This is a genomic window from Brevundimonas sp. GCM10030266, assembly GCF_042666595.1.
Classification (GTDB): domain Bacteria; phylum Pseudomonadota; class Alphaproteobacteria; order Caulobacterales; family Caulobacteraceae; genus Brevundimonas.
Map to the genome: position 1 here is coordinate 61,113 of NZ_JBHTCY010000005.1, position 23,773 is coordinate 84,885.

Here is a 23,773-nt window from a genome sequence, read left to right on the forward strand (position 1 = left end):
TCAGACCTCCAGCCCGGCCTTCACCCGCGCCCCGCGCGTCTGCTTGCGCCAAAGCGCCGCGTATTCGCCGCCCTGACGCGCCACCAGTTCGTGGTGGGCGCCGCGCTCGACGATCCGTCCGGCCTTGAGCACCAGAATCTGGTCCGCATCGGCGATCGTCGACAGCCGGTGGGCCACCACCAGCGTCGTTCGTCCCGTCCTCGCTTTGCGCAGGGTCTTCTGGATCGCCGCCTCGGTCCGGCTGTCAAGGGCGCTGGTCGCCTCGTCGAGGATCAGGATGCAGGGGTCGGCCAGCAGGGCGCGCGCAATGCCCACCCGCTGGCGCTCGCCGCCTGACAGCTTGAGGCCGCGCTCGCCCACGATCGTGTTCATGCCGTCGGGAAGCTGGCCGATGAAGTCCGCCAGTTCCGCCGCCTCCGCCGCCGCCCAGATCGCCGCCTCATCCGCATCCGGCCGGGCGAAGCCGATGTTGGCGCGCAGGGTGTCATTGAAGAGGGCCACGTCCTGCGGAACCAGGGCCACCGCCGCGCGCAGGCTCTCCTGCGTCACCGCCCGGGCGTCGACGCCATCGACCAGCACCTGTCCTTCCTGCGGATCGAGCAGGCGCAGGGCCAGTTTGACGATGGTGGACTTGCCGGAGCCCGACGGTCCGACCAGGGCGGTCGTGGTCCCCGGCGCGGCATGGAAGCTGACATCCTCCAGCCCATTGGCCCGGGCGTCATGGCGGAAGCCCACATGCTCGAAGGTCAGGGCCGCGCCATTGACGCCGGCGGCCCGGTTCAGGGGGGCCGCATCGGCGGCGTCGGCCACCTGCGGAGTCTGACGCGTCACCTTCAGCATCTCCTCCATGTCGATGAAGGACTGGCGGATTTCCCGATAGGCGAAGCCCAGGATGTTCAGCGGAGCATAGAGCGAGATCAGGATCAGGACCGCAGCGGTCACATCCCCCGGGCCCATCCGGCCCGCCGCCGCCTCGAAGCCCGCCAGCACGGCCATGACGCCCAGACCGAGGTTCATGATCACGGCCTGGATGATGTTCAGCAGCGCCAGAGAGCTGTTCGCCTTCAGGGCCGCGCGCGTGTAGTCGCCCAGCGCCGCGTCATAGCTGCGGGCCGCCCGCGCTTCGGCGCCGAAGGACTTGACCGTCTCATAGTTCAGAAGGGCGTCGACCGAGACGCCGGCGGCCTGGGTGTCGGCGGCGTTCATCTCGCGCCGGTGCTCGATGCGCCAGTTGGACAGGGCGAAGGTCGAGATGGCGTAGACCGCCACCACGATCACGGCGATGGCCCCGAACCGCCAGTCGTACTTGCTCGCCAGAACACCCGCGGCAAGCACCAGCTCCACGCCGGTCGGGATCAGGTTGAAGGCGAGGATGCGCAGCAGGAAATCGACCGCGCGCGAGCCGCGATCCATCGTCCGCGACAGGGCGCCGGAACGCTTGGTCTGGTGGAAGTCCAGCGACAGGCTGAGCGCATGGGCGAAGGTTTCGGTCGCCGCGGTGCGCTGGGCCGCCGAGCGCACGGGGGCAAACACCACGTCCGACGCATTGGGCGCAATGGCCGACAGCAGGCGGACGATGGCCCAGCCGACGGCGAAGGCGGCAAAGCCCCAGCCGACGGCGACCGCAGCGCCCTGCCCCGCCGCCAGATGGTTGACCGCCGCGCCCAGCACCAGCGGGGCGACGACGCCCAACGCCTTGCCCGCGAGGGTCATGCCGATGGCCGCGGCCAGACGCAGCTTCAGTTGCGGCGCATTGGACCGGCCGACCAGACGCATCAGGTCGGCCAGGGCCTGCAGGGTGGGCGGGCCGTCGGTCGGGGTCGTCAGCCCGGCTTGCGCCGCCTTTGCTTCCGATCCCTGCCGTCGCCCGGCCCCGCGTTCACCTCTCATCGCCATTCCCGCCATATGGCCCCGTCAGGAGCCGGGCGGAAGGGTCAGCGTCCGCCGTGCCTGGCGTATTCCAGCTTGGCGATGGTGCGGTTGTGGACTTCATCCGGACCGTCGGCCAGACGCAGGGTGCGCACGCCTGCGTACAGCTCGGCCAGCGGGAAGTCGCCCGACACCCCGGCGCCGCCGAACGCCTGGATGGCGTCGTCGATGATCTTCAAGGCCATGCGCGGGGCAGCGACCTTGATCTGGGCGATCTCGGATTTGGCGTTCTTGGCGCCCGCCTGATCGATCATCCAGGCGGCCTTCAGCACCGACAGGCGGCACATCTCGATATTGATGCGGGCCTCGGCGACGCGCTGTTCCCAGACCGAGTGCTCGGCGATCTTCTTCTTGAAGGCCGTGCGGCTCAGCAGGCGTTCGACCATCAGGTCCAGGGCGCGCTCCGCCGCCCCAATGGTGCGCATGCAGTGGTGGATGCGGCCCGGTCCGAGGCGGCCCTGGGCGATCTCGAAGCCGCGGCCCTCGCCGGCGATCAGGTTGGAGACCGGCACCCGGACGTTGTCGAGGACGACCTCGGCGTGGCCGATCGGGCGCTCGTCATAGCCGAACACCGACAGCATCCGTTCGACGCGGAAGCCGGGTGTATTGGTGGGAACGAGGACCTGCGACTGCTGCTGGTGGGTGGCGGCGCCGGTGTCGGTCTTGCCCATGACGATGGTGATGGCGACGTTCGGGTGCGCCATGTTGGTCGACCACCATTTGCGGCCGTTGATCACATAGTGGTCGCCGTCGCGCTCGATGCGGGTCTCGATGTTGGTGGCGTCGGAAGAGGCCACGGCCGGCTCGGTCATCAGGAAGGCCGAGCGGATGTCGCCGTTCATCAGCGGCTTCAGCCACTGCGCCTGCTGTTCGGCGCTGCCGTACATGTGCAGGACTTCCATGTTGCCGGTGTCGGGGGCGTTGCAGTTGAACACCTCGGCCGTCCACAGATGGCGGCCCATGATCTCCGCCAGCGGGGCGTATTCGAGGTTGGTCAGGCCCGCGCCGTGATCGCCCGGCAGGAACATGTTCCACAGGCCGGCTTCCTTCGCCTGGGCCTTCATCTCTTCCATGGCCTTGGGCTGAACCGTGTGGTCCGCCTTCACCTCGGCCCAGTATTCCGCCGAACGGGGCAGCACCTTTTCGTCCATGAAGCGCTGCACGCGCTCCTGCCAGTGCAGGGCCTTGTCGCTATGACGGAAATCCATGGGTCGTCCTCCTCGATACGAAAACGGCGCGGCCCTCTTCCGGAGCCGCGCCGCCAATAATCAGTTCTGCGTCTTCAAGATCAGCGCTTCAGCAGCGGAGCCAGCTTCTGGGCGATCATCATGTCGCCGGCGATCTTCAGCTTGCCCTGCATGAAGGCCATCATCGGGTCCAGCTTGCCTTCCGACAGGGACATGAAGTCGTCCCAGCTGATCGACACGGTGGCGTCGGCGGGCTTGTCCTCGTTGGTCACGGTGTTCGGCGTCGAGGCGCCGTCGATGAAGATCTTGCCGGCGTCGCCCAGGTCGAGCTTCACGGTCTTGCCCAGACCGGAATTGTCGCCAACGGCGCCGCGGATGTGTTCGGTGACTTGAGCCAGATCGACCATTTGCGTCTCTCCCTAAGGGACGGTTGAGGCTCCGACCTAGACCGCTGGAAGGCGGCTGCCAAGATCACGCCGGGTCAAGTTCCCGCCATCTGCTTGCCGAATGTCAGTAGAACGCTGACTCGCGATCCAGATCGGGTCCGGCCACCGGCGTCCCGGGCCTGCCCCGGCTGGCCTGATCAGCCTGAATCCGGTCCAACCGCTCCTGCCGCGCGCGACGCTCGGCCGCATAATCGGGGGACGGTTGGTCAAAGCCGAAACGGCTTCCGTCAGATCGGGTCACTTCGCCCCGGGGGCGGAGGTCCTCTTCCCCGCCATCGCTGCGCCAGGCGACAGTGGAGACCTCCCGCAAGGGCGGCAGCGGCTCGACCCAGGGCGTCTCATAGTCGGCGACATAGATCTCTTCCTCACCGCCCTGCGCGGGAAGGGCGACGTGGGTGTAGCCGTCGACCAGAGGTCCGACCTCCATGGTCGCTCCCGGCTGGATCTCGGGTTCGACCGGCGCCACGACCTCAACCTGCATCTGGTCGCTGCCATGGAACCCGTCCGCTGATCCACCCCGCAGGAGCACGAACGCCAGGCCGCCGACGGCCACAACCGCCACGCCGGCGCCGATCATCCAGGGCTGGACGCGAAAGCGCGGCGAAGGCGAAACCGGATCGAACGTCATGGCGTCACTCCATACAGTCGGGGCAGGAACGGCGCGAACCCGCCTTTGGTTCGCGCCGCACCGTTCGTTCTAGTCGCGCCCCTGCCGCTCCCGCTCCAGCCGGCGATCGAGGAGGGCCTCGTACTTGTCGGCATAGGCCCGACAGGCGTTGGGGTCGATGAAGGGATTGGGCGTCACGCCCTGCCGGAGATGCGCCATATGCTCATCGCCGCCCGACTGGCTCGGGTGGGCGGTCAGCAGGATGTCGCAGGGCATGGCGCGCAGGCTGGCGAAGGTTGCCCGGAAGCCGTCCAGAAGCGCCCGGTTGGCGGGGTCGGTGAACCGGTAACCGTCGGCCGAGATCGGGTTCAGGCTGGAGCCGAACACCAGCTCCTTGCAGGCCTCGCCCTCGCAGGACCGCCAGCTCCAGCTCATGCTGCCGGGGGTGTGGCCCGGCGTGGCGCGGGCGGTGATCGCCACATCGCCCAGCCGCAGGACCTCGCCGTCCCGCAGGGCGCGGACCCGCTCCACCGGCGGAAAGGCCTCCAGCCAGGCCGCCTGCGGATCATCCGCCCCGCTGCGCCCGCGCTGCAGCACCGCCGCCGCAGCCGGACTGGCCACCACGGTCGCCCCGGTGTCTCGCGCCAGGGCGGCCAGCCCCCCTGCGTGATCATAATGAGGCTCGGTGCTGAGGATGTATTTCACGTCCTCGATGCGGAAGCCGAGCCGGCGGATGTTGTCCTCGATCGCGGGCACCGCCTGCGGCAGGGCGCCGTCGACCAGCACCAGACCGTCAGAGGTCGAGATCAGGACGACGGTCAAGCCACCGAAGCCCACAGAGAAGGTATTGCCATGGATGCGGGTCGGGATCTCCACCGCCAGCCACTGGCTAGCGTATTCCGACGCAATGGGCTGCAGCAGCGGATCATGCGCCGGATCGGGCCGCGCCCGTGCGGCCGGGGCGTCCTGCTGCGGCTCAGCCTGGACGCAGCCTGCGGTCAGGGCCAGAAGGGCGGCGGTCAGCAGACCGGAAACGCGTCTCATCACTCACTCCTCGTTGGGGGACGCGAAGAAGAATGGGCGGCGATCCGTCCGCCGACAAAGCATCATATCTGGACAAAGCCATGAACTGATCTCATGCCTCAGCCATGGACCGCGCCCAACTTCCGCTGAACGCCCTGCGCGCCTTCGAGGCCGCGGCGCGGCACCTGAACTTCACCCGCGCGGCCCTCGAACTGTGTGTCAGCCAGGGCGCGGTCAGCCATCAGGTCGCCCAGCTGGAGCGCCGACTGGGCGTCACCCTGTTCCGCCGCCTGCCGCGCGGACTGGCCCTGACCGACGAGGGGCAGGCTCTGGTGCCCGTGCTGGCCGACGCCTTCGATCGGGTCGGCGCCACACTTGACCGCTATGCGGGCGGACGGCTGCAGGAGGCGCTGACCGTCGGCGTGGTCGGCGCCTTCGCCGCCGGCTGGTTGTTGCCGCGACTGGAGGCCTTCAATCGCGAGAACCCGCACATCGACCTGCGGATCATGACCAACAACAACCGGGTCGATCTGGCCGGCGAAGGTCTGGACCTGGCCATCCGCTACGGTGACGGCGCCTGGCATGGCACCCACGCCGAGCCGATCATGTCCGCCCCGCTCACGCCCCTGTGCGCGCCCGCGCTGGCGACACGCCTGCACAATCCGGCGTCCCTGATCGGCGAAACCCTGCTGCGCTCCTATCGGGCGGACGAATGGACCCGCTGGTTCGAGGCGGCGGGCGCCCCCTGTCCGCCCCTGCGCGGACCGGTCTTCGACAACTCCGTCCTGACCGCTCACGCCGCCGCGTCCGGCCTGGGCGTCGCCCTCGCGCCTGCGGTGATGTTCACCCGTGACCTGGCGGCCGAGCGCCTTGTCCGGCCATTCGAGGCCGAGGTGGCGTTGGGCGGCTACTGGCTGACCCGCCTTCACTCCCGCCCCGATAGTCCCGCCATGGCGACATTCCGGGCGTGGATGAGACGCGCGGCCGACGAGCCCTCGACCGCGATCTGAGCGACGCGGAAGCGCCTGCGACAACCCCGCATTTGTTTTTGAGAGTGACTCGCAGTAAATGCGCTGCTCCGCTTGATACGAATGGCCCCCTTGATGCTGCGTCTTCCCTTCGCCCTGACCCTCCTCGCCGGTGTCAGCGCCCTGCCCGCCATGGCGATGGCGCAGACCGCGCCGAGCCAGCAACCTTCGGCCCTGGACGACGTGGTGGTGACGGCGTCGACCCGTGCACAGACGGTGGCGCAGGCCCCCGCTTCGATCTCCGTGGTCACGGGCGAGCAGCTGGAGAACAAGGCCTATGTCGATCTGTTCGACGCCGTGCGTGACGTCGAGGGCGTATCGGTCAGCGGCGGCTCGAACTTCCAGGACATCCTGATCCGCGGCCTGCCCGGCGCCTACACCCTGACGCTGGTGGACGGTCGTCGCCAGTCGACCCGCGAAGCCCGGGTGAACGGAAACGGCGGTCTGGAACAGAACTTCATGCCGCCGGTCGGCGCCATTGAACGGATTGAGGTCGTACGCGGCCCGATGTCGTCGCTCTATGGCTCGGACGCCCTGGGCGGCGTGGTCAACATCATCACCAAGAAGGTTCCGGCGCGCTGGGGCGGCTCGGTCGGCGCCGACTATGTTTCGCAGGAGAGCGGCGACAGTGGCGACTGGTATCAGGGCCAGTTCTACGCCGCCGGTCCGCTGATCGCCGACCAGCTGGGCCTTCAGCTCTGGGGTCGCACCCTGGAGCGGGACGAAGACGACATCTTCAACGCCCCCAGCAGCACCGGGATGATGGGCTCGGAAGAGTACAATCTCGCCGGTCGTCTGGCCTGGACGCCGACCCCCGACCACGAGGTTCTGCTTCAATATGACATCGCGCGCATTGACCGCTTCAGCACCGCGGGCCTGACGGTCGCGCCGACCGGTCGCAGCGTCCGCAACGAGCACAGCCGTGACGCCGTGTCCCTGGCCTGGAACGGAAACTGGAGCTGGGGCACCAGCGCCCTGTCGGTCCTGCGCGAGGACGCCCAGCGCGAGACCTACACCGCCGATGCGACCGGAACCCTGATCCGCGGCGCCCGCGCGCCGGAGATCACCAATACGGTCTGGGACGCCCTGTTCCACGTTCCGCTGACCGGGACGCCCCTGGGCGACCACAACCTCGTCTTCGGCGGCCAGATCATCGAGAACGAACTGGTCGATGTGAACCCCGGCGCTCGCGACAACGTCGCCGCGACCTTCGAGGTCTGGCAGCGAGCCCTTTTCGCCGAGGACGAAATCAGCCTGACCGACGACCTGGCCCTGACGCTGGGCCTGCGCTGGGACGACCACAAACGCTATGGCGACCACTGGAGCCCGCGCGCCTATCTGGTCTGGAACCCCACCGACACCCTGACCCTGAAGGGCGGCGTCTCGACCGGCTTCCGCGCTCCGGAAGTGCGGGCCGTCGCGGACGGCTACGCCTATGAGACCGGCGGCGCGAACTGCAACTACGGCGCGGGCCTGTGCGGCGTCATCATCGGTGATCCGGACCTGAAGCCCGAGACCAGCACCAGCTATGAGCTGAACGCCCTCTGGCGCCCCTCGTCCACCCTGTCGCTGAACGCCACCGTCTTCCGCACCGACTTCACGGACAAGATCGCCGACGACCGCGTCTGCGGCCCCGACGTCAACAGCAACGGCGTTTGCGACGTGCCTGCCGAGGTGGTGCGATGGGACGAGGATCCGCTTTACCAACTGTATTATTGGTACAATGTCAGCGACGCCCGAATTCAGGGTCTGGAACTGGGCGGGACGTGGGACGCCACGGACGCGCTGACGCTGAAGGCCAACTACACCTTCACCGATTCCGAACAGCGCGGCGGGCTGTATGCCGGGCAGCCGCTGGGGCGGACGCCGGAGCATATGGCCAATGCGCGGGCGGACTATGAGGTCAACGAACGCCTGAACCTCTGGGGCTCGGTCACCTATCGCGGCGAGGAAGTGAATGCCGGGCTGCGCGTCGGCATCAACGGCACCCCCATCTTCGACGGTCCGCGTCAGGTGGGGCGCCTCTATCCGGACTACACCCTGGTCGACATCGGCGGGAACTGGCGGGTGCAGGACAATGTCGCCCTGAAGTTCGGCGTCTACAACGTCACCGACAAGGTGCTGGACGTGGCCACCTATGACCAGCAGGGCGACGGTCGTCGCTACTGGCTGGGCGTGAACGTGGAGTTCTGAACATGGCCGTGGCGATGAACCGTCGCGTCATGTTCGTCGGCGCCGGCGCCGGCCTGTTGCTGGCTGCCGCCGGGTGCGATCGGCAGGAGAGTACGGCCGCCGGCGGTCTGACTGACCTGCGCGACCGCCCGCTGGCGATCACCCCGCCGGTCGGCAAGCTGTCGATCGACGACGGCCGCTATCTGATCGCCCTGGCCCTGATCCATCCCGATCCGGTCAGCGTCCTGGCCGCCTGGTCGGGCGATGTGAACCGCATCAGCCCCGAGATGTACCGGGCCTTCGTCGAGAAGACCCCGGCGCTGGCCACCCTGCCCAAGACCCCCAGCTCGGCGGGGGACTTCGACGTCGAGGCGGTGCTGGCCGCGGGTCCGCAGGTCGCCGTGGTGTCGCTGGGTTCCGGCCCGACCGATGCGCAGGTCTCGCAGTTGCAGGCCGCCGGCGTCACCGTCGCCTTCATCGACTTCTTCACCCACCCGTTCGAAAATCAGGCGAAATCGCTCACCCTGCTGGGCAAGCTGACCGGGCGGGAAGAACAGGCCACGGCCTACAACGCCTTCCGCGCCGAACGGCTGAAGGTCATCTCCGACAAGGTCGCGGGTCTGACGGACGCGCAGAAGCCGACGGTCTTCCTGGAGGCCCACGCAGGCAACAGCCCCGACTGCTGCAACTCGGTCGGTCAGGGCAATGTCGGCGATTACATCACCTTCGTCGGCGGCCGAAACATCGGCGCCGAGGTGCTGACCACGGCCTCGGGCAAGCTGAACCTCGAGTTTGTCATCGACCGCAATCCGGACGTCTACATCGCCACCGGCGGGCCGCATCTGGAGAAGGCCGGCGGCTTCGTGGTCGGTCCGCAGTACGACCAGACCCGGTCCCGCGAAAGCCTGCGCAAGGTGGCCTCGCGCCGGGGCATCGCCAATCTGGGCGCAGTCGGCGCCGGGCGCACCCACGGCCTGTCACACCAACTGATCAACTCACCGATCGACATCGTCGCCACCGAGGTGCTGGCGAAGTGGATCCACCCCAACCTGTTCGCCGATCTGAACCCGCGCGCCACGCTGGACGAGATCAACAGCCGCTTCCTCGCCGTGCCCTATCGCGGCGACTACTGGGTCGACCTGTCGGCCGCCTGACCCTCTCCCCCGAAATGACCTTCCAACCCCAAGGAGTTCCTCGATGAAAACCTCCCGCGCCGCCGTCGTCGCCGCCGCCGCCCTGCTGGCCGCTGTCGCCGCCCCCGCCATGGCCCTGAACCAGCCGGCCACGGCCGTCGCCGCCGCCGACGCGCCGACCGTCGTCAAGTCGGTCAAGGTCGAGCCCGGCGGGGTGTATGAGCTGGTCGTCAACCCGGCCGACTCCTCGGTGCTGGTCGCCGCCGTCGGCCCGCGCGGCGCCAACAATGCCGCCATCGCCCGCTTCAGCGCCGACCTGACCCCGGGCGCCGCCATCGATGTCTCGGCCAACCCGCTGTACGGTCTGGCGCTGAACAGCCGCACCCAGACCCTGTACGGCACCGACACCCGCACCGGCGTCATCACGGCCATCGATCTGGCCAGCGGCCGCGTCGTCGCCAACATCGCCTCGGACCGTCAGAACGCCCACGTCCGTCAGGTCGTGGTCGATGAGACCGCCAACAAGGTCTATGTCTCGGAAGTCGGCGGTCGCGGTTCCAACACCCTGTCGAGCCGTCTGTGGATCATCGACGGCGCCGGCAATACGCTGGAGCGCACGATCGATGTGGACGCCGTGCTGACCGGTCTGGCGATCGACACCGCCGGCAATCGCGCCTTCAGCACCGACATGACCGCCAATCAGGTCGTGGTGATCGATCTGGCCTCGGGCGAGGTCGCCCACCGCTGGCCGACCGGCACCGAGAACGCCATCAACGTCGTCCATGACGCCGCCGGCAACCGCCTGTTCGTCGCCAGCCAGGGCACCGGCGAACTGACCGTCATGAACGCCACCGACGGCACGGTCCTGCATCGCGTCGCCACCGGCGAAGGCGCCCTGAGCGTCGCCTTCAACGGCGCCGTCAACCAGGCCTATGTCGCCAACCGCCGCGCCGGCACGGTGACCGTGGTCGACACCAACAGCTACGCCGTTCTGGCCAATCTGCAGACGGGCACCTTCCCGCAGACCATCGCCATCAATCGCGCCGACAACACCGTCTATGTGACCAACAAGGCCCGCGGCCTGCCGCGCAACGCCCCGGAAGGCACCCCGGTCCCGGTCGATCCGGCGGGCGACACGGTGACGATCATCCGTCCCTGAGGACAGCTTCCCTGAGGCGCTTTCCGGCCGCCTCACAGACTGGCCCGGTCGCGTCGGCGGCCGGGCCTTTTCTTTGCTCGATTGGCCCGGTGGCTTTGTCGGTCGGGTCTTTTTTCCTCAGCCGAGAACGTCGTCGACCATGACCTGCAGGGTCCCGCGCGCACAGCGCTCGACCCGCGCCTCGACCTGATAGACCTGCGCCAGGATGGCCGGGCTGATCGCCTGCTCCGGCGCGCCGTCGGCGGCCACGACGCCCTCCGACAGGACCACGACCCGATCCGAGGCGCGGGCGGCGGCCTGCAGGTCGTGCAGGACCATGATGACGGTCATGCCTCGCTCGGCGGCCAGTTCGCGCACCAGCTTCATGACCTTCAGCTGGTGACGCAGGTCCAGCGCGCTGGTCGGCTCGTCCAGAAGCAGAAGGCGCGGCCCCCGCACCACGGCCTGGGCCAACGAGGCCAGCTGCTTCTGTCCGCCGGACAGCTGATCCAGACGGCGCAGGGCCAGCCCCTCAAGTCCGAGCCGTTGCAGCACCGCCAGCGCCGTCGCCGCCTCGTCCTCGGACACGGCGCCCTGGACCGGCGAGGCGCGCAGGGCGCTGACCAGGGTCTCCAGCACCGTCAGGGCCACGCCCTGCGGCAGGGTCTGCGGCATGTAGGTCACCGACCGCGCCCGCTCGGCCAGCGACAGGCCATTGAGCTCACGCCCGTCCAGCTGGACCGAGCCCGTCGCCGGATGCAGGCCCGCCAGCGCGCGCAGCAGGGTGCTCTTGCCCGCCGCATTGGGGCCGATCAGGGACACCACCTCCCCCGGCGCCGCCACGGGCATCGAGAGGTCGCGCAGCACAGTGCGCCCGCCATAGCCCGCGGACAGGTTCGAGACGATCAGCCCCCCGGAAGCGATCGCCGTCACGCCCGCGCTCCATTGCGGAAGATCAGCAGCAGGAAGACCGGCACGCCGATCACCGCCGTGACCACGCCGATCGGCATGATGACGCCCGAGATCAGCGCCTTCGACGCCGCCGAGGCCAGCGACATGATCAGGGCTCCGGTCAGCATGCTGGCCGGCAGCAGGAAGCGATGATCCTCGCCCAGCATCAGCCGGGCGATGTGCGGGCCGACCAGACCGATGAAGCCGATGGTGCCGACGAAGGCCACCGAGGTTCCGGCCAGGATGCTGACGCGCAGCAGGGAGGCCATGCGAAGACGGCTGACATCGACGCCGAAGCTGCGCGCACGGTCCTCGCCCAGCCGCAGGGCGGTCAGGCCGTGCGCGGCCATCAGGGAGAAGGGCGTCACCAGCGCCACCACGACGGCGGCGACGCCGACATTGGCCCAGGTCGCCCGCGAAAGGGAGCCCATGGTCCAGAAGATCAGTTGCTGCAGCGCCTCCTGCGACGCCACGAACTGCAGCAGGGCGACCAGCGCATTGAAGGCGAAGACCAGGGCGATGCCGAACAGCACGACCGTCTCCACCCCCGCCCCGCGATTGCGCGACATCAGTTGCAGCAGCAGGACCGAGCCGAAGGCGAACAGGAAGGCGTTGATCGGGATCAGCCAGTCCTGCGGCACGAAGGGAAGGCCCGAGCCGAGCACGATCGCCAGAGCGGCGCCGAACGAGGCCGCCGAGGACACTCCGAGGGTGAAGGGACTGGCCAGCGCATTGTTGAGGACCGTCTGCATCTCGGCCCCCGCCAGGGACAGGGACGCCCCGACCAGCACGGCCATGACCGCATAGGGCAGCCGCACCTGCCAGACGATGGCGGCCTGCGGCGGCGTCAGCGAACCGGGATCAAACAGGCCGCGCAGCACCTGCCCGGCCGTCATCGACGACGGCCCCGTCGTCAGATCCAACAGGAAGGCCAGCACGCAGGCGATAAGCAACCCCACGAGGATCAGGCCCCGTCGGGCGGTCAGCCGGCGATAGGCCTGAAGGACGTCGGCGTCGGGCGCTTGGGAAGGCGAAGCGTGGGAGGACAAGCGGGTCTCAAATCCTGATAATGTCTCGCAATACACCAAGCCCCCCGGCGCTGCTACGCTCGGAGCCATGACGAAGACGTCACACCCTGATTCTGCCTGGACACCGCTGGTCGCGCCGCGGACCCTCAGCCGCGTGCTGGTCGCCGACAGCAACGGCCAGAGCTACCGGATCAGCCTGTGCGTGCCCGAGGGCGCGGCTCCGGAGGGCGGCTGGCCTTCGCTGGTCGTGCTGGACGGCGGGGCCCTGTTCCAGTCGGTCGCCGACGCCGAGCGCCGCCTGAGCCATCGCCCGGAGGCGACCGGCGTGACGCCGCGCGTCATCATCGGCGTCGGCCACGATGGCGACGCCCTGTATCATCCGCCCCAGCGGTTCCGGGACTTCACCCCCGGGCCGGCCGTCGCCGATGACGAGGCGAACCGCAACGCCAGCGGCGGCGCCTCCGCCTTGCTGACCTTCCTGCTGGATCAGCTGCTGCCCCTGATCGGTGAGACCGTCGCGCTCGATCCGGCCCGGCGCGCCCTGCTGGGCCATTCGCTGGCCGGCTATTTCACGCTCTACGCCCTGACGACAACGCCCGGAGCCTTCTCGGCCTATGGCGCGATCAGCCCGTCGCTGTGGTGGAATCCGGCGTTGATCCTTGACGCGGTCGCCGCTCTGCCCCGCCCGTCATCCGCCCTCTATCTGGCCGCCGGAGCGCTCGAGCGGGACAAGCCCGGCTCACCGCGCGGGGATCGGCGGATGATCGGGGCGCTCGAGGATCTGAAGGCGGCGACCGACGCCGCCGGCTGGCCGGATGTGTCCCTGACCGTCTTCCCGGACGAGAACCACGCCTCGGTCGTCCTGCCCGCGGCCCAGCGCTTCCTGAAGTTCGCCACGGCCCACGACGCCCGCTGAGCCGTCCCCGGCGATCAGGTGATCCGGCGCTTCTCCAGCTTTCGCGCCAGGGTGCGGCGGTGCATGCCCAGCCGACGGGCGGTTTCGGAGATGTTGAAATCGGTCTCCACGAGCGTCTCGTGGATCCGTTCCCATTCCAGCGTCTTGATCGAGGTCGGGCGGACGGTCAGGGGCGTGGAGACATCGCCCTCGCCCCGCGCGAAGGCGGCCTCGATGTCGTCGGTGTTGGACGGTTTGGCCAGATAGTAGCAGGCGCCCAGCTTGGTCGCTTCGATCGCCGTCGCGATGCTGGCGAAGCCGGTCAGGACGACGATCCGGGTCGTCGCGTCCCGCTCGTGCAGCCGCCGCACGCATTCCAGCCCCGAGCCGCCGACCACCTTCAGGTCCACGACGGCGAAGCCCGGATCGAACGACTGCAGCCGCTCGTCCAGCTCGACCAGCCCGTTGCAGGTCTGGACCTCATAGCCGCGACGGCGGAACGAACGGGCCAGGGTTTCGGCGAAGGCCGCGTCGTCCTCGACGATGATCAGGCGGGGGGCGTCACTCACAGGGCGGCTCCAAATGCGGCCAGCGGCAGGCGCAGGGTCACGACCGCGCCGCCCTCGACCGGGTTGGCGGCGGTCACCGTGCCGCCCAGCTTGCGCACGACGTTGACGACCAGAAACAGGCCCAGCCCGCCGCCGGTCTTGGCCTTGGTGCTGACATAGGGCTGGCCGAACCGCTTCAGGACATCCGCGTCAAAGCCCGGGCCATTATCCCGCACGACGATCTCGAGCTGGTCATCCAGACGCGAGGCGAAGATCGCGACCTGTTCGGCCGGCGCCTCCAGCGCATTGTCCAGCAGATTGGTCACCACTTGCTTCAGGGCCACGTCGGAGACGATATCCAGATCCGGCTTGAAGCGATTGATGTAGACCAGCTGGCCCGGAGCGCGCAGGCCGCGCCATTCCTCGACCACGTCATCCAGAAAGCCGCGCACCGTCGTCTTCACCGTCCCCTCCCCGCGCAGTTCGCCGGAGGATTGCAGGATCCCGGAGACGATCGCCTTGCAGCGATCCAGCTGGGTTTTCATCGTCTCCAGCTCGGCGCGGGTGTCCGGATCCTGCCGGAAGGCGTCCAGCCGGCTCCAGTCATTGACGATCACCGACAGGGTCGCCAGCGGCGTGCCCAGTTCGTGCGCGGCGCCGGCGGTCAGCAGGCCGGTGCGGACGACGTGATCCTCCTCGGCGGCGCGCTGCTTCAGCTCGGCCAGCTTGGCGTCCCGCTCCCTCTGGTTGGCGGCGATCCGCCCCAGAAAGATCAGCAGCAGACCCGCGGTCAGGACGAAACACAGGAACATCCCGATCATGTGCGGGCTGAAGCGGCCGTCATGCAGGCTCGGCAGGTCCAGCGGCCGGTTGAAGAAGGCCAGCCCCACGAAGGCCAGCGCCGTCGCCACCGCCAGAAGTCCCGCCCACCGCACATCCAGCAGGACCGCGCCGAGGATCACCTGCAGCAGGAAGATCGATACGAACGGATTGCCCGCCCCGCCGCTGAGATACAGCTGCGCGGTCAGGGCCAGCACATCCAGCATCAGGCCGGCGAACAGCTCCAGCCCCGACACCGGCCTGTCGGCTCGCCAGCGCAGCAGGGACAGCAGGTTCCACAGGACCAGCACCGCCACCACGGTCAGCATCCACTGGAGCGGCAGCGGAATGCCCATCAGCCGGTCGACCACGGCGATGGTGATCACCTGACCGACGACAGCGATCCAGCGCAGCATCACCAGAAGGCGCAGGTCCTCCCGATGGGCCACGCGGGTGATGGTGATGCCCCTCATCCGGCGTCGCCGTCCGAGGGCTTCAGCCGATCCCGCCGCAACCGCCAGGCCCCGAAGATCCCCAGCCCCGCCAGCCCGAACCAGGTCAGGGCATAGACGAGGTGGTGGTTGGTGAAGCGAATGACCGTCAGGCCGCCGCGCGGCCAGGCGCCCGCGGTCCCTGCGGCTGCGTCGATGAAGTACGGGGCGACAGGCCCCTCCACGCCGCGCCTGTCCGCGATGGCCGCGACGTCGCGCGAGCGCCAGCGGTCGCCCGCCGGATCATTGGCTCTCAGGAAGCCGCCCCTCGGCTCGGTCAGGCGCAGCAGGCCGGTGACCGACTGCGCGCCGTCAGGCCGGGACCAGTCCCGGGTCGCGCTCCGATCGGACGAAACGAAACCGCGATTGACCAGCACCGTGAAGCCGCGATCGGTCCGCAGCGGCGTGACCACCCAGTAGCCCGGCCCGATGGCCGTGACCGCCTGCACCAGCGTTTCCGCGCCATGGTCGAACACGCCCTTGGCGCGCACGGCCTGATAGGCCTGTTCGCTGCCGACGCGATTGTCGGGCGCGGGCGTCGGGACGGGGGCCGCGTGGGCCCGCGTCTCGACCTGCGAGATCAGCGCCAGCTTCCACTGCAGCCGCTGGACCTGCCAGACGCCGAGGCCGAGAAAGACGACCGTCAGGACGAGACAGAGCCCCGCCAGCCAGACGCGCTTAGCGGCCAAGGCCCCGCCTCACTGCTGCATCGCTTCCATGTCGTGCGGCTGCATCATGTTGCTGTTCAGGTGATGCATGACCCAAAGCGAGCCGGACATCACGATCACCAGGATGATCAGGGTGAACAGGAAGGCCAGCAGGTTCCAGCCGCCCTCCGACTTCGGATGCAGGTGCAGGAAGTAGACGATCTGGACGACGATCTGGACGATGGCGAAGCCGACGATCACCGGAATGCTGATCGCGCTCGAGACCGCGCCCGACATCACCAGACCGAACGGAATGATGGTCAGGACCGCCGAGATGATGAAGCCGGTCAGGTAGCTGCGATAGCTGCCGTGATCGTGCCCGTCATCGTGATGATGGTCGTCATGGTGGTGTTGGTCGTCGTGAGCGCTCATCGCACCATCCCGAGCAGATAGACAAAGCTGAACACCCCGATCCAGACGAGGTCGAGGAAGTGCCAGAACAGCGACAGGCACATCAGGCGGCGGCGGTTGGCCGGGATCAGGCCCTTCATGCTGACCTGGACCATCAGCACCACCAGCCAGATGAGGCCGAAGGTCACGTGCAGGCCGTGGGTGCCGACCAGCACGAAGAAGGACGACAGGAAGGCACTGCGCTGGGGCGTGGCGCCCAGATGGATCAGGTGGGCGAACTCATAGAGCTCGATGCCGAGGAAGGCGGCGCCGAACAGGCCGGTGATCCCCAGCCACAGCAGGGTCTGGGTCTTCGCCCCCTTGAACATCGCCAGCATGGCGAAGCCGTAGGTGATCGACGAGAACAGCAGCATGGCCGTGTTCACAGCGACCAGATCCAGGTCGAACAGGTCGCGCGGTCCCGGACCGGCGGCGTAGGCCGTGCCCAGCACGCCGAACGTGGCGAACAGGATGGCGAAGATGAGCAGGTCGCTCATCAGGTAGAGCCAGAAGCCCAGCAGGGTGCTGTGACCCTCGGGGTGATGCGGCTCCTCCTCCGGGTGGAAGGCGAAGGGTTCGTTCGATTTCACTGCAGTCGCCATATGCTCAGCCCTCCGCCTTGGCCGCGAAGGCCTTCAGCGCATCCGTGCGGCCGTCTTCAGTCGCGCGAACCTCTTCGACGGGGATGTAGTAGTCCCGGTCATAGTTGAAGGTGTGCCAGATGGCGTACCCGACGACGGCCACGAAGGACACGATCGCCAGCCACCAGATGTACCAGATCAGCGCCAGGCCGCAGATCATGGACAGGCCGGACAGGATGACCCCCGCGCCGGTGTATTTCGGCATGTGGATCGCCTTGAAGCCCTTGGTCGGCCGCTCGTACTTGGCCTGCTTCATGTCGTACCAGGCATCGCCGTCCCGGATGATCGGGGTGAAGGCGAAGTTGTAGGCCGGCGGCGGCGACGAGGTGGCCCACTCCAGGGTCCGGCCGTCCCACGGGTCGCCGGTCTCGTCGCGCAACTTGCCGCGCTTCAGGATGCTGACGGCGATCTGGATCAGGAAGGCCAGGATGCCGACCGCGATGATGGCCGCGCCGAACGCCGCGATGACGAACCAGATCTGGTACGACGGATCGTCGAACGTCCGCAGACGACGGGTGACCCCCATCAAGCCCAGCACGTAGAGCGGCGCGAAGGCGACCCAGAAGCCGACGACCCAGCACCAGAAGCTGACGAGCCCCCAGGTGCGGTCGAGCTTGAAGCCGAACGCCTTCGGGAACCAGAAGTTGATGCCGGCGAACAGGCCGAACAGCACGCCTCCGATGATGACGTTGTGGAAGTGGGCGACCAGGAACAGGCTGTTGTGCAGCACGAAGTCAGCCGGCGGCACCGCCAGCATGACGCCCGTCATGCCGCCGATCACGAAGGTCAGCATGAAGGCGATCAGCCACATCATCGGCAACTCGAAGCGGATGCGGCCGCGGTACATGGTGAAGAGCCAGTTGAAGATCTTCGCCCCTGTCGGGATCGAGATGATCATCGTGGTGATCCCGAAGAACGAGTTCACCGAGGCGCCGGAGCCCATCGTGAAGAAGTGGTGCAGCCAGACCAGATAGGACAGCACGGTGATGACGACCGTGGCGTAGACCATCGAGGTGTAGCCGAACAGCCGCTTGCCCGAGAAGGTCGAGGCGACCTCCGAGAAGACGCCGAACAGCGGCAGGATCAGGATGTAGACCTCCGGGTGACCCCAGATCCAGATCAGGTTCACGTACATCATCGGGTTGCCCCCGAGATCGGTCGTGAAGAAGTTGGTGCCGATGTAGCGGTCGGCCGTCAGCAGGGCGAGACAGGCCGTCAGGACCGGGAAGGACGCGACGATCAGGACGTTGGCGCACAGGCTGGTCCAGGTGAAGATCGGCATCTTCATCAGGCCCATGCCCGGCGCGCGCATCTTCACGATGGTCGCGATCAGGTTGATGCCGGACAGGGTCGTCCCGACCCCCGCGATCTGCAGGGCCCAGATGTAGTAGTCGACGCCGACGCCGGGACTGTATCCGATCCCCGACAGCGGCGGATAGGCCAGCCATCCGGTGCGGGCGAACTCACCCACGAACAGCGAGGCCATGACGATCACGGCGCCGGCCGTGGTCATCCAGAAGCTGAAATTGTTCAGGAACGGGAAGGACACGTCGCGCGCGCCGATCTGCAGCGGCACGACATAGTTCATCAGCCCGGTGATGAAGGGCATGGCCACGAAGAAGATCATGATCACGCCGTGGGCGGTGAAGATCTGGTCGTAGTGGTGGGCGTTCAGATACCCCTCGGACCCGCCGAAGGCGATGGCCTGCTGGAGGCGCATCATGATGGCGTCGGCGAAGCCGCGCAGCAGCATGACCGTGCCAAGGATCATGTACATGATCCCGATCTTCTTGTGGTCCACCGTGGTGAACCACTCCTTCCAGAGGTAACCCCACAGCTTGAAGTGGGTGATCGCGGCCACCAGGCCGATGCCGCCCAGGACGACCACGGCGAAGGTGCCCAGCACGATCGGATCGTGCGGGATGGCGGCCCAGGTCAGACGCCCCAGCAGAGGCGAGATTTCGACGAAGGCGGAGGGGTCGGATGAAATCGGATGAGCCATCAGAAGCCAGTATCCCGTGCGGCGGTCTGAACGGCCGGCGTCTCGGTGGTGTTGGAGCGGTGGCGGGGCAGGCCCGCGCCGCGGAGGGGTTCCAGCGAGCGCGGCGGCGCCAGCAGGGATTCACGAGCCAGGCGGGCGCGACCGGCGGCGGCCTCATTGGCCTCCTCGACGGTGCAGACCTGCATGACATAACCCGAGCCCTCGCCGCCCAGGGCGGTCGAGTTGGAGCGGGTGTAGATGTCGGACGACGGCGGCAGGGTGTTGCGGATGCCCTGCAGGCCGGTGCCGCCCTTGGCGTTCAGGCTCTCCATCTCGCTCATGCACATCTTGCCCGGCTCGACGCAGCGTCCGACGACGGCGTCCCACAGCAGGGGATCAACGGCGCTGAACTGCATCGGGGCGACATGTTCGCTGGGGCGGGCGAGGTCCAGATAGGACAGGCGGTCCAGCTTCAGGCTCGAGCCGCGGGCGCGGTTGATCCAGGCCTCGAAGCCGGCCTCGTCCAGACCGTGGAAGTTGAACTTCATCCCCGAGAAGCCGTCGCCGGAATAGTTGGCCGAGAAGCCGCGATACTCGCCGGGGGCGTTGATGACGGCGTGCAGCTTCGATTCCATGCCCGGCATGGCGTAGATCTGACCGGCCAGGGCGGGGATGTAGAAGGAGTTCATCACCGACGACGACGTCAGGGTGAAGCGGATCGGGCGATCCACCGGCGCGGCCAGTTCATTGACCGTGGCGACGCCGTACTCCGGGTAGATGAACAGCCATTTCCAGTCGAGCGCCACGACCTGCACCTCGATCGGGCGCACCTCGGCGGTGACGGGGCGGTTGTGGTTGATCCGGTCCAGCGGACGATACGGGTCCAGCAGGTGGGTGCCGGTCCAGGTCACCGCGCCGAGGCAGATGATGATCAGCAGCGGCGCGGCCCAGATCACCAGCTCCAGATGGGTCGAGTGATCCCAGTCCGGCTCGTACTTGGCGTCCTTGTTCGAGGCGCGGTATTTCCACGCGAACCAGACGATCAGCGCCATCACCGGGATGATGATCAGCAGCATGAGGACGACGGAAACGACCAGCAGGTCGCGCTGTTGCGCCGCCACGTGTCCCGCGGGATCCATGACGACAGCCTGGCAGCCTGACAGAAGCAGGCCGGCGAGGCAGAGACTGATGAACGCTATCGGGCGCAAGACCGTGAACTCTCCGCGGGGGGCCAACGAGGGAGCGATGGCCGCGGCTCGTTAGAAAGAGAAGCGGCGTGTGGACATTGGACAATCTGTCCAATCCCCTCGAAAGCTTGTAACTGTGAAAGGGGCGCGCTGGAAACACAGGATTACGCTTCGTTCATGTCCGCCAAGGCCGAAACGCCCAATTCCGAACCGCTGGAGCGCGACGCCCGGCAGCTGCACGGTCGCGTGGACGCGGGCGAGATCGCCGTCGGGGTGATCATCGGCCGCACGTCGGAGTTCTTTGACTTCTTCGTCTACGCCATCGCCTCCGTGGTGGTGTTCCCGCGCCTGATCTTCCCGCACCTGCCTCCGATCGAGGGGATGCTGTGGTCCTTCATCCTGTTCGCCCTGGCCTTCCTGGCCCGTCCGCTCGGGACCGCCTTCTTCATCGCCATTGATCGTCGCTTCGGTCGCGCCACCCGCCTGACCACGGCCCTGCTGCTGCTCGGCACCTCGACCGTGGCGGTCGCCTTCGTGCCGGGCCACGCGCAACTGGGGATCTGGGCCGCCGTTGTGCTGGGCCTGTTCCGCATCGGCCAGGGCGTCGCCCTGGGCGGCGCCTGGGACGGCCTGCCCTCGCTTCTGGCCCTCAGCGCGCCGGAGAACCGCAAGGGCTGGTACGCCATGGTGCCGCAGCTGGGCGCCCCGATCGGCCTGCTGGTCGCCTCGGCCCTGTTCGCCTATCTGCTGAGCGTGCTTTCGGCCGAGGACTTCCTCGACTGGGGCTGGCGCTATCCCTTCTTCTGCGCCTTTGCCATCAACGTTGTGGCCCTGTTCGCCCGCCTGCGCATCGTGGTCACCCCCACCTTCCAGGACCTGTTCAAGAGCCGCGACCTGAACCCGACCCCGGTGTTCCAGGCCATCCGCGCCGAAGGCCCCCGCATCGTCATCGGCGCCTTCGCCCCGCTGGCCAGCTTCGCCATGTTCCACATGGTGACCGTCTTCCCGCTGTCGTGGGTCTTCCTGTTCACCGAGGAGGCGCCCAGCCGCTTCCTGATGATCGAGATGATCGGCGCCGTCGCCGGGATCTTCGCCATCATGGCCTCGGGCGTGCTGGCTGACCGCTTCGGCCGCCGCAAGGTGCTGGGCGGCACCGCCGCCGCCATCGCCGCCTTCAGCGGATTCGCCCCGCAGCTTCTGGACGCCGGCCCGGCCGGTGAGGTGACCTTCATGGTCTCGGGCTTCATCCTGCTGGGTCTGGCCTTCGGGCAGGCCTCGGGCGCCGTGGCCGGCAGCTTCGCGACCAAGCACCGCTACACCAGCTCTGCCCTGACCTCGGACTTGGCCTGGCTGTTCGGCGCCGGCTTCGCCCCGGCGGCGGCCCTGCTGCTGTCGGTCCACGGCGGCCTGCTGGCCTCGGGCGCCTATCTGCTGTCCGGCGCGGTCATCACCCTGATCGCCCTGTGGCTCAACCGCACCCTGGGTCAGAGCAGCCTGCCCAAGGGCAAGAACGCCCCGGCGGAAGACGACGCCGACTGATCGGGCAACGCCGCCCCTGGCCATCGGTCGCGGGCGGCGCCCTCCCCTGTTTCCAGACGACCGGATGTCCGCGGGCGCACCAGCGCCGGCGGACATTTTCATATGCGCGGAACCGCGCCGACCCGTCGGGGCCGGCGGCGCCGGATACGCTTCAAATCAGGGAAGGTTTCTGGCGGAGACGGAGGGATTCGAACCCTCGGTACCGGTTACCCGGTACGACGATTTAGCAAACCGTTGCCTTCAGCCACTCGGCCACGTCTCCGGCAGGCGGCGTGCTTAGCCGAGCATTTCGGGCGGCGCAACGGGTGATCTGCACACGAGCGTTAACTGGCCGGTCAGTCCACCTGTGCAAGATGCTCCGGAACACTCCTCCCGGGCCTGATGACAGACGCCGCAAGCCGCCTTTCGAGACCTGACGCCCCGTCCGCAAAGCCCGCCACGCGGGCGACGACGGCGCGCGCGGCTGCTCCCAAGACAGGCGCGGCGCGGCGCGGCCCGTTCCGCCCCGAGGTCTGGCTGAACGCGAGACAGCGGCACGCCTCGCGGCTGGCCGCCCACTATTTCCGCGCCTTCGACGTCCTGGCGGTCACCGCCCTGACCCTGCTGTGCGCCTGGGCCGCCTCGCCGGGCGCGCTGATTCACGCCGAGGTCTCGCGACTGGCGCCCTTCGCGCTGGGCGCGGCGACGGTCCTGGCCCTGCTGCGCTCGCTGGGCCGCTACCGATTCTCGCGCGGTCAGGACACCCGGACCCATCTGCTGTCCGTGGCGGCCATCGTCATCGTCGGCGCCGTCGTTGCCCTGGGCAGCGGCGCCCTGCTGCGTCGGGTGGAGGCGGCGGAGTGGACCGCGTGGAGCGTCTGGGCCGGGCTCACCTTCCTCGCGCTGATGGGCCTGCATCTGGGCTGGAGCGCCATGGTCGCCCGCTGGCGCGCCTCGGGCGCCCTGACGCCGAACATCGTGCTGGTCGGCGCGACCCGCCACGCCGAGGCCCTGATCCGCGAGGCGCTGAAGCGGCGTGATCTGAACGTGCTGGGCATTTTCGACGACCGTCTGGCCCGCAGCCCCACGGCCATCGAGGGGGTGCCGGTGCTGGGCTCCGCCAATGACCTGCTGACCCACAAGATGACGCCCTACGTCGACCGGATCGTGCTGGCCATCGATCCGAAGGCCGAGGCCCGCGTCCGCGAGCTGACCGTTCGCCTCGGAACCCTGCCCAATGAGGTGACCCTGCTGGTCGAGCCCAATGGCGAGCAGGAGATGGCGGCGGCGCTGGATCGCCTCGCCGCCGCGCCGCTGGCCGATGTCCAGGGGGCCGTGGACCCGGACCGTCGCGCCTTCAACAAGCGGATGCAGGACCTGATCGTCGGCCTGATCGCCCTGATCGGCCTGGCGCCGGTGATGGGCGTCATCGCCCTGGCCATCCGTCTGGACAGCCCCGGACCGATCTTCTTCCGCCAGCGTCGCCACGGCTTCAATCAGGAAGAGATCGTGGTCTGGAAATTCCGCTCCATGCGACAGGAGACCGCCGACGCCACCGCCAGCCGTCAGGTCACCCATGACGACGACCGGGTGACGAAGATCGGAAAGTTCATCCGCAAGACCAGCCTGGACGAACTGCCCCAGCTGCTGAACGTCATCACCGGCGAGATGTCGCTGGTCGGCCCCCGTCCCCACGCCATCGGCATGAAGACCGGCCACGTCGAGAGCGCCCGTCTGGTCGCCGAATACGCCCATCGCCACCGCATCAAGCCCGGCATGACCGGCTGGGCCGCCGTCAACGGCTCGCGCGGCCCGCTGCATACGGCCCAGGACGTGCGTCGCCGGGTCCAGCTGGACATCGACTATGTCGAGCGCCAGAGCGTGTGGATGGATCTGTGGATCATGGCCGTGACCGTGCCCGTCCTGCTGGGCGACCGCGCGGCCATCCGGTGAT

General features: G+C 68.1%; 21 protein-coding genes and 1 tRNA gene. 7 read left to right on the plus strand and 15 right to left on the minus strand.

Annotated elements, in window-relative coordinates:
* The 5 genes from ACFQQC_RS15085 to bla all read right to left on the minus strand — a co-directional run bounded on the left by ACFQQC_RS15085 (window position 1) and on the right by bla (window position 5,213).
* Window positions 1-1,890 (minus strand): ABCB family ABC transporter ATP-binding protein/permease, encoded by a 1,890-nt coding sequence (locus ACFQQC_RS15085; protein WP_376863308.1) that lies wholly within the window; start codon window positions 1,888-1,890, stop codon window positions 1-3.
* A gap of 44 nt (window positions 1,891-1,934) precedes the next feature.
* Window positions 1,935-3,137 carry an acyl-CoA dehydrogenase family protein gene (locus ACFQQC_RS15090; protein ID WP_376863309.1) on the minus strand — a complete coding sequence of 401 codons (1,203 nt, stop codon included), beginning with the start codon at window positions 3,135-3,137 and terminating at the stop codon, window positions 1,935-1,937.
* 80 nt (window positions 3,138-3,217) lie between these two features.
* On the minus strand, window positions 3,218-3,523 hold the full coding sequence (locus tag ACFQQC_RS15095; RefSeq protein WP_376863310.1) for an SCP2 sterol-binding domain-containing protein: 306 nt from the start codon (window positions 3,521-3,523) through the stop codon (window positions 3,218-3,220).
* A 103-nt stretch (window positions 3,524-3,626) separates the two neighbouring features.
* The gene (locus ACFQQC_RS15100) at window positions 3,627-4,190 is read right to left on the minus strand and encodes a hypothetical protein (protein ID WP_376863311.1); all 564 of its coding nucleotides are present in this window, start codon (window positions 4,188-4,190) and stop codon (window positions 3,627-3,629) included.
* A 69-nt stretch (window positions 4,191-4,259) separates the two neighbouring features.
* The gene (gene bla / locus ACFQQC_RS15105) at window positions 4,260-5,213 is read right to left on the minus strand and encodes a subclass B3 metallo-beta-lactamase (RefSeq protein ID WP_376863312.1); all 954 of its coding nucleotides are present in this window, start codon (window positions 5,211-5,213) and stop codon (window positions 4,260-4,262) included.
* 104 nt (window positions 5,214-5,317) lie between these two features.
* Between bla and ACFQQC_RS15110 the strand changes: the two genes are divergently transcribed.
* The 4 genes from ACFQQC_RS15110 (at window position 5,318) to ACFQQC_RS15125 (ending at window position 10,684) form a co-directional block, all read left to right on the plus strand.
* On the plus strand, window positions 5,318-6,202 hold the full coding sequence (locus tag ACFQQC_RS15110) for a LysR family transcriptional regulator (protein WP_376863313.1): 885 nt from the start codon (window positions 5,318-5,320) through the stop codon (window positions 6,200-6,202).
* A 93-nt stretch (window positions 6,203-6,295) separates the two neighbouring features.
* On the plus strand, window positions 6,296-8,413 hold the full coding sequence (locus ACFQQC_RS15115) for a TonB-dependent receptor domain-containing protein (RefSeq protein WP_376863315.1): 2,118 nt from the start codon (window positions 6,296-6,298) through the stop codon (window positions 8,411-8,413).
* A gap of 2 nt (window positions 8,414-8,415) precedes the next feature.
* Window positions 8,416-9,546, plus strand: a complete 1,131-nt coding sequence (locus ACFQQC_RS15120; RefSeq protein WP_376863316.1) for an ABC transporter substrate-binding protein — start codon at window positions 8,416-8,418, stop codon at window positions 9,544-9,546.
* 43 nt (window positions 9,547-9,589) lie between these two features.
* A complete protein-coding gene (locus tag ACFQQC_RS15125; protein WP_376863317.1) occupies window positions 9,590-10,684 on the plus strand; it encodes a YncE family protein in 1,095 nt (364 codons plus the stop codon).
* A gap of 117 nt (window positions 10,685-10,801) precedes the next feature.
* Here the strand turns inward: ACFQQC_RS15125 and ACFQQC_RS15130 are convergent, their stop codons facing one another.
* Both ACFQQC_RS15130 and ACFQQC_RS15135 read right to left on the minus strand, forming a co-directional pair.
* Window positions 10,802-11,596 carry an ABC transporter ATP-binding protein gene (locus ACFQQC_RS15130; protein ID WP_376863318.1) on the minus strand — a complete coding sequence of 265 codons (795 nt, stop codon included), beginning with the start codon at window positions 11,594-11,596 and terminating at the stop codon, window positions 10,802-10,804.
* Entirely contained in the window at window positions 11,593-12,663 is a 1,071-nt protein-coding gene (locus ACFQQC_RS15135; RefSeq protein ID WP_376863319.1) for a FecCD family ABC transporter permease, read from the minus strand. Before ACFQQC_RS15135 ends, ACFQQC_RS15130 begins: the two co-directional genes overlap by 4 nt.
* A 67-nt stretch (window positions 12,664-12,730) precedes the next feature.
* Between ACFQQC_RS15135 and ACFQQC_RS15140 the strand changes: the two genes are divergently transcribed.
* Window positions 12,731-13,558, plus strand: coding sequence for an alpha/beta hydrolase (locus ACFQQC_RS15140; RefSeq protein WP_376863320.1), 828 nt, complete (start codon window positions 12,731-12,733; stop codon window positions 13,556-13,558).
* A gap of 14 nt (window positions 13,559-13,572) precedes the next feature.
* Here the strand turns inward: ACFQQC_RS15140 and ACFQQC_RS15145 are convergent, their stop codons facing one another.
* From ACFQQC_RS15145 to cyoA, 7 genes are read right to left on the minus strand one after another with little or no spacing between them, the layout of a single operon-like run.
* The gene (locus tag ACFQQC_RS15145; RefSeq protein WP_376863321.1) at window positions 13,573-14,106 is read right to left on the minus strand and encodes a response regulator transcription factor; all 534 of its coding nucleotides are present in this window, start codon (window positions 14,104-14,106) and stop codon (window positions 13,573-13,575) included.
* Window positions 14,103-15,377, minus strand: a complete 1,275-nt coding sequence (locus tag ACFQQC_RS15150) for an ATP-binding protein (protein WP_376863322.1) — start codon at window positions 15,375-15,377, stop codon at window positions 14,103-14,105. The genes ACFQQC_RS15145 and ACFQQC_RS15150 overlap by 4 nt, the downstream gene beginning before the upstream one ends.
* Window positions 15,374-16,084 (minus strand): SURF1 family protein, encoded by a 711-nt coding sequence (locus ACFQQC_RS15155; protein ID WP_376863323.1) that lies wholly within the window; start codon window positions 16,082-16,084, stop codon window positions 15,374-15,376. The genes ACFQQC_RS15150 and ACFQQC_RS15155 overlap by 4 nt, the downstream gene beginning before the upstream one ends.
* A 9-nt stretch (window positions 16,085-16,093) precedes the next feature.
* On the minus strand, window positions 16,094-16,474 hold the full coding sequence (gene cyoD / locus ACFQQC_RS15160) for a cytochrome o ubiquinol oxidase subunit IV (protein ID WP_376863324.1): 381 nt from the start codon (window positions 16,472-16,474) through the stop codon (window positions 16,094-16,096).
* Window positions 16,471-17,094, minus strand: coding sequence for a cytochrome o ubiquinol oxidase subunit III (gene cyoC, locus ACFQQC_RS15165; protein ID WP_376863325.1), 624 nt, complete (start codon window positions 17,092-17,094; stop codon window positions 16,471-16,473). The genes cyoD and cyoC overlap by 4 nt, the downstream gene beginning before the upstream one ends.
* Before the next feature lie 4 nt (window positions 17,095-17,098).
* Window positions 17,099-19,135, minus strand: a complete 2,037-nt coding sequence (cyoB, locus tag ACFQQC_RS15170) for a cytochrome o ubiquinol oxidase subunit I (protein WP_376863326.1) — start codon at window positions 19,133-19,135, stop codon at window positions 17,099-17,101.
* Entirely contained in the window at window positions 19,135-20,349 is a 1,215-nt protein-coding gene (cyoA, locus tag ACFQQC_RS15175) for a ubiquinol oxidase subunit II (RefSeq protein WP_376863327.1), read from the minus strand. The genes cyoB and cyoA overlap by 1 nt, the downstream gene beginning before the upstream one ends.
* A gap of 129 nt (window positions 20,350-20,478) precedes the next feature.
* On the opposite strand from cyoA, the gene ACFQQC_RS15180 reads away from it, so the two are divergent.
* Window positions 20,479-21,840 carry an MFS transporter gene (locus tag ACFQQC_RS15180; RefSeq protein ID WP_376863328.1) on the plus strand — a complete coding sequence of 454 codons (1,362 nt, stop codon included), beginning with the start codon at window positions 20,479-20,481 and terminating at the stop codon, window positions 21,838-21,840.
* Between the two features lie 170 nt (window positions 21,841-22,010).
* Here the strand turns inward: ACFQQC_RS15180 and ACFQQC_RS15185 are convergent.
* Window positions 22,011-22,102 (minus strand) — tRNA-Ser (locus ACFQQC_RS15185).
* A gap of 119 nt (window positions 22,103-22,221) precedes the next feature.
* Here ACFQQC_RS15185 and ACFQQC_RS15190 point away from each other — a divergent pair.
* A complete protein-coding gene (locus ACFQQC_RS15190; protein WP_376863329.1) occupies window positions 22,222-23,772 on the plus strand; it encodes an exopolysaccharide biosynthesis polyprenyl glycosylphosphotransferase in 1,551 nt (516 codons plus the stop codon).
* Window position 23,773 lies beyond the last annotated feature (1 nt).